This is a genomic window from Streptomyces sp. NPDC058375 (assembly GCF_042723425.1).
GTDB lineage: Bacteria > Actinomycetota > Actinomycetes > Streptomycetales > Streptomycetaceae > Streptomyces > Streptomyces durocortorensis.
Window position 1 is genome coordinate 1 of sequence record NZ_JBHXJG010000032.1, and the last position, 11,349, is coordinate 11,349.

The 11,349-nt window shown below is 72.0% G+C and carries 12 protein-coding genes and 1 tRNA gene; 4 read left to right on the plus strand and 9 right to left on the minus strand.

The genetic code is table 11. The features are described from left to right. Positions 1-843, minus strand: an 843-nt coding sequence (locus ACFWM7_RS08160) for an RNA polymerase sigma factor (protein WP_383256504.1), incomplete at its 3' end; no start/stop codon positions are given. A gap of 139 nt (positions 844-982) precedes the next feature. Here ACFWM7_RS08160 and ACFWM7_RS08165 point away from each other — a divergent pair. Continuing rightward, positions 983-2,167, plus strand: a complete 1,185-nt coding sequence (locus ACFWM7_RS08165; protein WP_383256507.1) for a multiprotein-bridging factor 1 family protein — start codon at positions 983-985, stop codon at positions 2,165-2,167. A gap of 60 nt (positions 2,168-2,227) precedes the next feature. Here ACFWM7_RS08165 and ACFWM7_RS08170 read toward each other — a convergent pair whose 3' ends face one another. Continuing rightward, the gene (locus tag ACFWM7_RS08170) at positions 2,228-3,448 is read right to left on the minus strand and encodes a S1 family peptidase (protein WP_383256510.1); all 1,221 of its coding nucleotides are present in this window, start codon (positions 3,446-3,448) and stop codon (positions 2,228-2,230) included. A gap of 472 nt (positions 3,449-3,920) precedes the next feature. On the opposite strand from ACFWM7_RS08170, the gene ACFWM7_RS08175 reads away from it, so the two are divergent. Then, positions 3,921-4,061, plus strand: coding sequence for a hypothetical protein (locus ACFWM7_RS08175; RefSeq protein ID WP_383256513.1), 141 nt, complete (start codon positions 3,921-3,923; stop codon positions 4,059-4,061). 64 nt (positions 4,062-4,125) lie between these two features. After that, positions 4,126-4,848, plus strand: coding sequence for a hypothetical protein (locus ACFWM7_RS08180; protein ID WP_383256518.1), 723 nt, complete (start codon positions 4,126-4,128; stop codon positions 4,846-4,848). A gap of 118 nt (positions 4,849-4,966) precedes the next feature. Here the strand turns inward: ACFWM7_RS08180 and ACFWM7_RS08185 are convergent. From ACFWM7_RS08185 to galU, 7 genes are all read right to left on the minus strand, one after another. Beyond that, a tRNA-Ala gene (locus ACFWM7_RS08185) sits at positions 4,967-5,040 on the minus strand. Between the two features lie 107 nt (positions 5,041-5,147). Continuing rightward, positions 5,148-6,404: a gephyrin-like molybdotransferase receptor GlpR gene (gene glpR, locus ACFWM7_RS08190; protein WP_383256521.1), complete on the minus strand. Its 1,257-nt coding sequence runs from the start codon at positions 6,402-6,404 to the stop codon at positions 5,148-5,150. Between the two features lie 168 nt (positions 6,405-6,572). After that, the gene (locus ACFWM7_RS08195; RefSeq protein WP_383256526.1) at positions 6,573-7,202 is read right to left on the minus strand and encodes a GNAT family N-acetyltransferase; all 630 of its coding nucleotides are present in this window, start codon (positions 7,200-7,202) and stop codon (positions 6,573-6,575) included. Positions 7,203-7,219: 17 nt separating this feature from the next. Then, positions 7,220-7,801: a molybdenum cofactor biosynthesis protein B gene (locus tag ACFWM7_RS08200; RefSeq protein ID WP_383256531.1), complete on the minus strand. Its 582-nt coding sequence runs from the start codon at positions 7,799-7,801 to the stop codon at positions 7,220-7,222. Next, positions 7,798-8,307 carry a cyclic pyranopterin monophosphate synthase MoaC gene (gene moaC, locus ACFWM7_RS08205; RefSeq protein ID WP_383256534.1) on the minus strand — a complete coding sequence of 170 codons (510 nt, stop codon included), beginning with the start codon at positions 8,305-8,307 and terminating at the stop codon, positions 7,798-7,800. Before moaC ends, ACFWM7_RS08200 begins: the two co-directional genes overlap by 4 nt. A gap of 99 nt (positions 8,308-8,406) precedes the next feature. Next, complete coding sequence (glp, locus tag ACFWM7_RS08210) at positions 8,407-9,717, minus strand: gephyrin-like molybdotransferase Glp (protein ID WP_383256537.1); 1,311 nt, start codon at positions 9,715-9,717, stop codon at positions 8,407-8,409. 4 nt (positions 9,718-9,721) lie between these two features. Beyond that, the gene (gene galU / locus ACFWM7_RS08215; RefSeq protein WP_383256542.1) at positions 9,722-10,624 is read right to left on the minus strand and encodes a UTP--glucose-1-phosphate uridylyltransferase GalU; all 903 of its coding nucleotides are present in this window, start codon (positions 10,622-10,624) and stop codon (positions 9,722-9,724) included. Positions 10,625-10,717: 93 nt separating this feature from the next. On the opposite strand from galU, the gene ACFWM7_RS08220 reads away from it, so the two are divergent. Then, entirely contained in the window at positions 10,718-11,329 is a 612-nt protein-coding gene (locus tag ACFWM7_RS08220) for a 5-formyltetrahydrofolate cyclo-ligase (protein WP_383256546.1), read from the plus strand. The last annotated feature ends 20 nt before the right edge of the window (positions 11,330-11,349 follow it).

Consider the following 11,349-nt stretch of genomic DNA (forward strand, 5'->3'; position numbering starts at 1 on the left):
GGCGGCGACCGAGGGCGCGGCGGCGGAGGCGGTGGCCGAGGTAGCGGTGGCCGAGGAGGCGACGGCCACCGCTACCTGCTGCCCGCTGTCGTAGAGCGGCACCACGAGCGCGAGCCCGGAGAGCAGCCCCTCCGGCGGAACCAGCCCCGTACTGCCGTCGGAGCAGGAGGCGCAGCCCCGTACATGGCGGGCGATCCGCTTGCGCCACAGCGGCGTCGGCGTACCGTCCCAGTCGCCCAGCAGGTCCTCCAGGGCCGGGCAGCGGGGGTCGGCGGCCAGGGCCCGGACGACCGCGCGGCCGACGTCGAGCTGGTTCTTCACCCGCTGGACGCGTACGGCGGCGTGCTGCGGGGAAAGGCCGAGCGCCTCGGCCAGTTCGGACCTGGTGAGGTCGCCGGTCGTCTCCAGCCACCACAGGGACAGCACGTCGCGCTCGGCGTCGTCCAGCCAGCGGGTGGCCTCGGCCGTCTCGCGCCGCTGCCCGGAGAGCTCCAGGCGCAGGATCGTCAGGTCGACGAAGTCGGCGGCGGGGTCGGCGGGGTCGTTGGTCTCCTCCAGCGGGGCGGGGCGGTGGCCGAGGTTGGACCAGCGGCTGCGGACCTGGTTCATGGCGATGGCGACGAGCCAGGAGCGGAAGCGGGCCGGATCGCGCAGGGCGGGCAGGCCGGAGAGCGCCCGGAGCATGGTCTCCTGCACCACGTCGTCCACGTCCGGATGGCCGTTGAGGGCGCGTCCGACGACGTTGTAGACGAGCGGGAGGTACTGGGCGGCCAGCCGTTCCCCGGCGGCCCGGTCGCCATTCCTCGCCGCGATGACCAGAGCGGTGCTGTCCACGCCGTTCACGCCCTTCGTTCGGTCCGCCGCCGGAATGTGGGCCAGGTCACGCCCGGGGGATTTGTTATCCGCCACCCGTCCGGTGGTCAACCAGTATGCGGGGGCCCGTAGGCCGTCCCGCCGAGAGGCTGCCGGAAACGGGAGGGACATGTCGAGCGATACGGACACCGACGAGGCGCGCGCCATCGGTCCGGGCTCCACCGGAGCGCGAGCCGCCGATCCGCGGGCTGCGGAGGCGCAAGCCACTCCGGCGCAGGGCACCACGCCCCAGGCCACCGAGGCGCACGCCACCGCGGCACGGACGGGCGAGGCCATCACCACCTCGGCCCTGCACGCGGCCGCGACCGGCGCCGACACCTTCCCCGAGGTGCTGCGGGAGGCGCTGAACCGCCGCGGGCTCTCCCTGGAGCGGGTGAGCGACCGGCTCAGGGTGCGCGGCATCACCATCAGCCAGGCCACCCTCAGCAGCTGGCAGCGCGGCCGCAGCCAGCCCGAACGGGCCCGGTCCCTGCGGGCCGTGGACGTACTGGAGGAGATCCTGGAGCTGCCGGCCGGATCCCTGCGCTCGCTGCTCGGGCCGCGCCGCCCGCGCGGCCGGATCACTCCGCCCGGCGCGGAGGGGGCGGCGCTCCAGATCCTCGGGGAGGACTCGGTGGTGGAGAAAGCGCTCGGCGCCCGCTTCCGCCACTTCAACCAGGAGACCAGCTCGCTGATGGTCCACGACATCGTGCGGGTCGGCGAGAGCGGCACGCTGAGCGGGATCTCCACCACGAACGTGCTGCGGGCCAGCCGGCCGGGGGCCGACCGGGCGATCTTCGTGATCAGCTTCGACGACGAGGCGGCCGAGCCCGTCGACATCAAGGTCACCTGCGGCCGCCTGGCCGAGGCCACGTACCTGAAGGGGCTCAAGTCCCTGGTGCTGGAGATCCACTTCGGCCGGGAACTGGCCAAGTTGGACACCACAGTGGTGAGTTACGCGGTCGAGGTGAGCCCCTCCGAGACCCCGGCCACGCACTACGAACGCTGGTCGCGGACCAACCTCCACGAATACCTCCAGCAGGTCTTCTTCCACCCCGGCGCCCTGCCGGCGGACTGCCACCGCTACGTCCGGGAGAAGGTCGGCGCCCCGCCCCGCGGCCGCCGTCGTATTCCGCTGAGCGACGCGCACAACGTCCATGTGCTGACCTCCCGGTGCAAACCCGGTGTCCACGGGGTGGCGTGGGACTACGGAACGGGAACAGGCGGAGCGGGAGCAACAGGCGGAGCGGGAACAGGCGGAGCGGGAACAACAGGCGGAGCGGGAACAAGTGGAACGGGAGACCGCCCAGGATGAGTGGACGGTCTCCCGCGTCTGGGGGGTGGCCTTTTCTGCCGGTCTGTTCCTGCGGTGGGGCTACTTAATGTTGAGCGTCAGCCCGTAGTACGCGAGGGCGTCGTCGAGCGGCTGGAAGTAGGACGAGCCGGGCGAGTTGACCTGGCCGTTGCAGCGCTGGTTGCTGGGACCGCCGGATGTCATGCCCTGGGCCTGGTCGCCGGAGATGTACGCGCCGCCGCTGTCTCCTCCCTGGGTGCAGACGCTGGAGCTGGCGAGCCCGGTCACGACGGTGTCGGGGCCGCCGTTCTGGTCGGTGTAGGTGACGCTGACGTTGTACGAACCGACCTTGCCGCAGGTCCAGTTGGTGGTCTGGCCGGACTTGCAGAGCGCCGCGCCGGAGGGAGCCCGCTTGCTGCCCTTGACCGGGACGGTGCCGGCCTTGCCGTACGTGGTGACGTCGAGGCCGATCGAGTTGCCGGCGTCGACGGATGCGATGCCCATGTCGACGCTGCGGGTGCCGAGCGCGAACCGGGTGTGGGTGCCCTTGGCGAACCGGGTGCCGTTGTAGGCCAGTTCGGGCAGATCCTCGATGCAGTGCCCGGCGGTCACGAGCACCTGCTTGCCGCTGCGGTCCTTGGCGCCGTAACCGACGGAACAGAGGTAGCCGTTGAAGGTCATGCGACTGCCGGGCGGAACGACGGCCTGGGTCTCCAGCTTCTCCTGGCCCTTGACGACACGCACGGCGTCACCGTTGCTCTGCGCGGCCTTGAGGAAGCTGCGGGTGGCGGCGTCGGAGTCGCCGTTGACCTCGACGGTCACGGTGTCCGAGGCGAGGTCGACGGACCAGGCGGAGACCCCGGCCGGGGCGCTCTTGAGCGCCTTGGCGTCGAGCTGGGCCTTGATGCGGTCGAGCTCGCTCTCGCCACGCTCGGGAACCCGGGCCTTGAGGCCCGCGGCCCGGACGTCCTTCGCCGCGTCGGCGTCGGCGGCGTTGACGACCAGCGAACCGTCCTTGGCGAAGAAGGCCCCGAGCGTGTCGACCCGGTCCTCCCGCAGCTCCGCGAACCGGTCCTGCTGCTCGGCCTCCCGGTCCAGCCGCTGCACTGCGGCCTTCTCGCTGACGCCCAGGGTGGTGGCGAGCGCCTTGACCATCTCCGGCTGGTACGCGGGCGCCGCCGCGGGTGCCGAGGGCTCCTGTGTCGTACCGGCGTAGGCCCCTGTGGCGACTCCGGCCGACAGAAGGGCGCCGATCGAGGCGGCCACGATGTATCTGCGCGCGTTCTTCTTTCCGTGCTTCACGCGATTCCTTCCGCTACGCAGGCGAGCGTCCAGACAATGGGGGGGGTGGCCACACCACGCCTGGGGAAGCGTGATGTGTTCCATGGACACTGCCCGGCGGCGATGACATGTTCCTGTCGCCGCGCCTCGAACTCTGGCGCAGCCGGAACTCCCGCGACAAGAAGCGACGGTGGGGCTCTTTTCTACAGAACTGGCCGAGAACTGTAGAGAGAACGGCGGAAAGCGCTGGTGCGGACCTTTGCGCCGGGTCGTACGCCGATCCGGAGTCCACCCCGAACACCATTTCCCAGCCGTGGAGTTGCCATCCGAATGAGGGGGGACACGGGCATGAACAGAGGCCGAAGAGCCGTACTGATGTGGACGGGCCTGGAGGTCGCCGTGCTCGCGGGAGTGCGCCCTGGGAGTCGGCGTGTACGGGGCGCTCGCCCCGCCCCGGGGCCCCGACGTGCAAGTCTCGGGCACGGGAAGGGCGGTGTCCCGCGGCGGCGGCGAGGCCAACACCGGCTTCGTCGCTCCGTCCTCCACCACCGCGCCCGGCTCGGTGTCCGTCAGCGACACCGGCGACGCGGAGGCCGACGGGGGCAGCGCGAACACCGGATTCCGGCAGGGGTAGCGGAGCTGTGGCCGGCGGCAGGATCGGGGCGAAGGAAACGGACGACGCGTCGGCGCAAGGGGACGTGGCTTTCTCGAACACCGGGGTGTCCAACGGCTCGGTAGCTCTTGTCCGACAACGGCCCGCGGTATCGGGTTATCTGCTCCAGGTCGACAGGCTGGCGGCGGCCGACTTCCGGGGACGTGAGGCCGAGCTTTCGGAACTGGCGTCCTTCAGCACGGAGGCGCGTACGGATGCACGTACGGAAGACGTCTCCGAAAGGAACTACTGGCGCTGGCTGGCCCCCGCCTGGGCCGGAAAGTCCGCCCTGCTGGCGGAGTTCGTCGTGAATCCGCCGTCCGGAATCGACGTCGTCGCGTTCTTCATCACCTCCCGTATGGCGGGCCAGGATGACGCCTCCGCCTTCTGCGAGGTCGTCCAGCGGCAGCTGTACGCCCTGTTGCGGGAGGAGGAGCCGCTGAGCACGCCGCACACGCGAGACGAACAGCTGTGGCTCGCCCTGGACCGTGCGGCCGAGCGCTGCGCGGCGGAGGGCCGGCGGCTCGTCCTCGTGGTGGATGGGCTGGACGAGGACCACGGCGTCACCGCCGGCCCGGGCTGCCACAGCATCGCCGCGCTGCTGCCCCGGACGCCTCCGCACGGCATGCGGATCATCGTGGCCGGACGGCCGCACCCGCCCGTTCCGGACGACGTGCCCGGCGACCATCCGCTGTGGACCACGGAGATCGACCACTGGCTGGAACAGCATCTGGTCCTGCTGGCGGCCCTGTCCCGGGGCGAGCGGTAGACCCGCCCCGGGCGGGGGCGCGGCGACGCGCGGCCGGAAACGACGAGATCCCGCCCCGCCTTTCGGCGGAACGGGATCTCGTGACGCTTCTTGAGAGCTACTCAAGAACTGTCGGTTGTGGACCTGTGGGGATTTGAACCCCAGACCCCCTCGATGCGAACGAGGTGCGCTACCAGACTGCGCCACAGGCCCTTGCGACGTGTGAAACTCTAGCACCCTCACGGGGGTGCTTGGAAATCCGTTCCTCCGCTGGTCAGCGGCGTCGCGTTTCCCGGTGCCCCCGGGCGTCCCCGGGGGCCTCACTCATTGGCCGCACGCGGCCGGTCCTCGTCGTCGTACTGGTCGAAGAGCGGGGTCCGGCCCCGGTCGCGGTTGCGGCGGGACTGGTTCGTGCGCTGGCGCGGGGCCGGCTCGACCGCAGGGGGCGTCGGGTGCGACGTGCCCGTCTGGGTGGGCTCGGCGGCGCTGGAGCGGGCCGCGCTCCAGGTCTCCGGGTCGCCCACCTCCACACCGCCCGTGGCCCGGGGAGCGACGGGCGCGGTGACGTAGGTGGGCAGCGGTACGGGAACGGGCTCCCAGCTGTCGCCCTGGACGCGGCCGCGTTCGCGCTGCTGGTCCACCCACTCCGCGTGGTCCGTCTGCTCGACCAGGGCGCGGCGGCCGGCCTCCTGGGGGGAGACCGTGGGGGTCGGCTCCGGCTCCGGGTGGTGGGCTTCGGAGTCGTCGTCGGGCTCGGCAGGGGCGGGGGCCGCGGGCTGGTTCCTGCGCGGGCGGTTCTCGCGCAGCCGCTGCGCCGCGTCCTCGGCCCGGCGGCGGTCCATCGTGAAGGCGAACCGTCGGCGTTCCTGGGCGCGCAGATGCACGATGTACGTGCTCAGCAGCACGGCCGGGACGGCCGGAGCCCACAGGAAGCCGAGGCCGCCGACCGCCGCGACGATCGCCCCGAGGGTGAAGGCCAGGAAGAGGACGACGGTGGTCCGCCTGCGTCGCGCCAGGACCTGGGAGCGCTGGGCGCGCCGGGCCTGCTCGGCGTCGGCCGCGCCGGAGCGCGGGCGTCGCTGGGCGGGGGGCGTGTGTTCCGCGGAGAGCTCGCCGGACCGGCGTTCCTGCGCCTGACGGTCCGGAGGCTGACGATCCTGCGCCTGACGGCCCGGGGACTGGCGATCCGGGGGCTGATGCCCCGCCCGCCGGTCGTGCGCCGGGCGGTCGGAGGCCTGGTGGCCCGGGGCGCGCTCGGGAGCGTGCGCCGGGTCGCTCAATCTGGCTTCCGTATGCGCCGGAGGCGCGGCAAAGGCCCGGACGTCCACGGATTCCATACGGTCCGTTTCCCGGTCCGGGTCGGCGTCGGGCCCCGCCTCCTCGGCGGTGCGCTCCCGCAGCTCCTTGGCGTAACGGCGCTCCATCGCCGCCCGGCCGGACAGCAGCCGGATGGCGGTGCTGAAGCGTTCCGTTGGACGGGCCTCGTTGAGCTCGTCCTGCCTGCGGAGCCACATCGGCACCAAGTAGGCGGCCCAGGCCCCGACGATGACTGCGTAGATGAGGCCGCTGCTGCTCACGCTCACACCGTAGAGGGGTTTGCGCGGAAGGATCCGCCAATTGGCCCGGTGTGTCGCACGATCCGGCTGATATCACGGACTTTTTTTGTGATTGTTCGGATCAACAGCCACCGATAGCCGGACCCAATGCGGTCATCCGGCGGTCATCCGGCGATCAAATTCGAACACTTATTTTATTTCGCCGGACGGTCCGGAGCCTCTCGGCGTCACCGGGCGCGACCGGCGCCAGCGCCGGAGCATCCCCTCGGGCACTTCCTCGGCGGTGAGCGCGAAGATCAGGTGGTCGCGCCAGGCGCCGTCGATGTGGAGATAGCGCGGGCGCACGCCCTCCGAACGGAATCCGAGTTTCTCCACCACCCGGCGGCTGGGCGCGTTCTCCGGGCGAATGCAGACCTCGATCCGGTGCAGGCCCACCGTGCGGAAGCAGTGGTCCACCGCGAGCGCCACGGCCGTCGGCATGACCCCGCGCCCGGCGACGCTCCGGTCGACCCAATAGCCGATATGACCGGAACACATCGAGCCCCAGGTGATCCCCGCGACCGTGAGCTGTCCGACGAGGCGGCCCTCGTACTCGATGGCGAACGGCAGCATCCGCCCAGCGTTCGCCTCGGCGCGCAGGTGGCGGACCATCTGCCGGTACGTGGGACGCTGCGCCATCGGACCGCCGGGGGCCGGCGGCGGGACGGTGGCCTCCCAGGGGCGCAGCCAGTCGCGGTTACGCCGGTTGACCTCGCGCCACATCCGCTGGTCACGCATCTTTATCGGGCGCAGGACGATCTCGCCGTCGGTCAGCGTCACCGGCCAGGTCGCGATGTTCAGCTCGGGCTCCCCGGTCGGGGGTGGTCGCCGCCGCGGAGCTGGTCGACGGCGTGCACCAGGAGCCGGCCGAGGACGGCGAGCCCGTCCTTCACCCCGCCGGTGGAGCCGGGGAGGTTGACGATGAGCGTGCGGGAGGCGACGCCCGCGAGGCCCCGGGAGAGGGCTGCGGTCGGGACCTTGGCGAGTCCCTCGGCCCGGATCGCCTCCGGAATGCCGGGGATCTCGTGGTCGAGGACACGGCGGGTGGCCTCGGGAGTGGCGTCGGTGGGCGAGATGCCCGTACCGCCGGTGGTGACGATCACGTCGTACCCGGCGGCCACTCCGGCGCGCAGGGCCGCCTCGACCGGATCGCCGTCGGGGACGACCTGCGGGCCGTCGACCGTGAAGCCGAGGGCGGTGAGCCCTTCGGCGATCAGGGGGCCGCCCTTGTCCGCGTACACACCGGCGGAGGCCCGGTTGGAGGCGGTGACGACGAGGGCGGCGTACGGGGCGCCTGTGACCGGCGCGGCTCCGGTGGGCTCCGGCCCCCGCGCCGGCTGCTCGTGGCCGGCGGTTCCCGTGGGCTCGGGCGGCGTCATGCGTCCGGTCCCGACGCTTCCGCCGGCATGGTGCGCCGGTAGTCGCCGGACTTGCCGCCCGACTTCGCCTCGACCCGTACGTCGGTGATGACGGCGCTCTTGTCGACCGCCTTGATCATGTCGACGACGGTCAGCGCCGCCACCGACACCGCGGTCATGGCCTCCATCTCGACGCCCGTGCGGTCCGTCGTCTTCACGGTGGCCGTGATCTCCACCGCGTCGTCGGCCACGCTCAGGTCGACCTTCACGCCGGAGACGGCCAGCGGGTGGCAGAGCGGGATCAGGTCCGGGGTGCGCTTGGCCCCCATGATCCCGGCGATCCGGGCGGTGGCGAGGGCGTCGCCCTTGGGGACTCCCTCGCCGCGCAGCAGCTCGATCACGCGCGGCGAGACGAGCACCCGGCCGGACGCGCGGGCGACGCGGGTGGTGACGTCCTTCTCCGACACGTCGACCATGCGGGCCGCGCCCGCCTCGTCGATGTGCGTCAGCCTGTTCTGCGTACTCAACTCACTCCGCCTAGCGGTAGGGGCACCGATGGGCCTCGGACCCGGAGGGGGTCCTCCGGAAGGCACGGCGGCAGATACCGTACCGCCACCGGGCGGCGGTCAGCGGAGCAGGATCACGTCCGTCTCCGTGCCGGGCTCCACCGAGGTGACGTCCTCGGGGACCACGATCAGCGCGTCCGCCTGCGCGAGCGCGGCGATCAGATGCGAACCGGAACCGCCCACCGGGGTGACCGTGCCCGCCTCCGCGTCGTAACGGCCGCGCAGGAACTGGCGGCGGCCCTCCGGCGAGGCGAGCGCCTTGTCGGCGCGCAGCTCGGCGCGGGCCGTGGGGCGGTGCACGTCGGGGAGGCCCATGAGGGCGCGGATGGCCGGGCGGACGAAGAGCTCGAAGGAGACGTACGAAGACACCGGGTTGCCCGGGAGGGCCAGCAGCGGGGTGTGGTCCGGGCCGATCGACCCGAAGCCCTGCGGCTTGCCCGGCTGCATCGCGAGCTTGCGGAACTCGACCCCGCTGCCCGGCTCGTCCTCGTCGCCGACGGAGGACAGCGCCTCCTTGACGACGTCGTACGCGCCGACGCTGACGCCGCCCGTGGTGACGACGATGTCCGCGCGGATCAGCTGGTCCTCGATCGTGGCGCGCAGCGTCTCGGCGTCGTCGGCCACCGCGCCGACCCGGTAGGCGATGGCTCCGGCGTCCCGGGCGGCGGCGGTCAGCGCGAAGCTGTTGGAGTCGTAGATCTGACCGCCGGTCAGTGCCTCACCGGGCTGGACCAGTTCGCTGCCGGTGGACAGGACGACCACGCGGGGGCGGGGCCGTACGACCACGGTGGAGCAGCCGATCGCCGCGAGCAGCCCGATCTGCGGCGGGCCGACGACCGACCCGGCCGCCAGCGCCAGCTCGCCCGGTTTGACGTCGCTGCCGCGCTCGCGCACATGGGCGCCCGCCTCGACGGGCCGGTGCACCTTGACCTCGCCGGTGGCGCCCTCCGGCGCGTCGGCGTGGGCGCGCATCCCCTCGGCCGGGCCCCCGCCCGTACCGCCGTCGGTCCACTCGACCGGGACCACGGCCTCCGCGCCGGCGGGCAGCGGGGCGCCCGTCATGATGCGGGCGGCCTGTCCCGGTCCCACGACCTGGTCGTCGGCGAGCCCCGCGCTGCCCGCGGCGACGTCGCCGATGACGGTGAGGACCGCGGGGAACTCCTCGCTGGCGCCCTCGACATCGGCGATGCGGACCGCGTAACCGTCCATGGAGCTGTTGTCGAAGGGCGGCAGGGCCACCTCCACGACGACGTCCTTGACGAGGACGCAGCCCTGGGCGTCGGGCAGCTGCAGCTCGATGGGCTCCAGCGGCCTCACCGAGTCCAGGATGTCGTCGAGGTGCTCGTCGACCGACCAGATCGTGCTGCTCACGGGGTTACATCTCCTCAGCGACGTACTTGCGCAGCCAGGTCCGGAAGTCCGGCCCCAGGTCTTCACGTTCGCACGCCAGTCTGACAATGGCGCGCAGATAGTCGCTGCGGTCGCCGGTGTCATAGCGGCGGCCCTTGAAGACGACGCCGTGCACGGGGCCACCGATCTTCTCGTCCGCGGCGAGCAGCTGGAGCGCGTCGGTGAGCTGGATCTCGCCGCCGCGGCCGGGCCCGGTGTGTCGCAGTATGGCGAAGACCGCGGGGTCCAGGACGTACCGGCCGATGATGGCGAGGTTGCTGGGGGCGTCGGCCGGGTCGGGCTTCTCGACCAGGTCGGTGATGCGGACCACGTCGCTGTCGACGGTGGCGTCCGCGGCGGCGCAGCCGTAGAGGTGGACCTGCGAGGGGTCGACCTCCATCAGCGCGATGACGCTGCCGCCCTCACGCTCCTGGACCTCGACCATGCGGGCCAGCAGCGCGTCGCGCGGGTCGATCAGGTCGTCGCCGAGGAGCACCGCGAAGGGCTGGTCGCCCACGTGCGGGGCCGCGCACAGCACGGCGTGCCCGAGGCCGCGCGGGTCGCCCTGGCGCACGTAGTGCATGGTGGCCAGGTCGCTGGACTCCTGGACCTTGGCGAGACGTTCGGCGTCGCCCTTGCGGGTGAGCGCGGACTCCAGCTCGTAGTTGCGGTCGAAGTGGTCCTCAAGGGGACGCTTGTTGCGGCCGGTGATCATCAGTACGTCGGAGAGCCCCGCTGCCACGGCCTCTTCGACGACATACTGGATGGCCGGCTTGTCGACGACAGGCAGCATCTCTTTCGGAGTGGCCTTCGTGGCGGGCAGGAACCGGGTGCCGAGACCTGCTGCCGGGATGACGGCCTTGCTGATCCTGGGGGGCGACTGAGTCATGTGCCGACCTTAACGGCTGCACACGGCCGGAAGCTGATATTCCGGTTAACTTCGTCCTTAAATATGCCCATACGAGAATCGTGCGAGTCACCCTTGAACACCGACAAGTCCGGAAAGGCGTCCGCGAAGAGCTCACTGCGGCGCGAACTGCTCGCCGCGCGGGCCCTCCTGACGAAGGAGGACGCCGTAGAGGCCGCCGCGGTTCTCGCCTCGGCCGCCCTGCGTCTACCCGAACTGGCCGACGCCCGTACGGTCGCCGCGTACGTCTCCGTGGGACGCGAACCGGGCACCCGCGCCCTCCTGGAGGCGCTGCGCGGGCACGGCGTACGGGTGCTGCTGCCGGTCCTCCTCGCCGACAACGACCTGGACTGGGCGGCCTACGAGGGGCCGGCGCACCTGCTCCCGGCCGGGCGGGGGCTCCTTGAACCGGACGGACCGCGCCTGGGCCCCGACGCCGTCCTCGCCGCCGACACCGTGCTGCTGCCCGGCCTGGCGGTGGACGGGGCCGGGATGCGGCTGGGGCGGGGCGGCGGCAGCTACGACCGGGTGCTGGCCCGGCTGACGGCCGCCGGGGCGCACCCGTCGCTCGTCGTGCTCCTGTACGAGAACGAGGTGGTCGCGCGGGTTCCCTCGGAACCGCACGACCACCCCGTGGACGCGGTGGTCACGCCGGCCGGAGCACGGCGCTTCGTGAGCCCTCCTTAGGGCTACAGCCCTTTCTAACC

Excerpts from the sequence above, each read along its gene's own strand:
- ACFWM7_RS08165 (WP_383256507.1), top strand. The coding sequence starts at position 983 with ATGTCGAGCGATACGGACACCGACGAGGCGCGCGCCATCGGTCCGGGC.
- ACFWM7_RS08200 (WP_383256531.1), bottom strand. The coding sequence starts at position 7,801 with ATGACGCCGCCCGAGCCCACGGGAACCGCCGGCCACGAGCAGCCGGCG.
- galU (WP_383256542.1), bottom strand. The coding sequence starts at position 10,624 with ATGACTCAGTCGCCCCCCAGGATCAGCAAGGCCGTCATCCCGGCAGCA.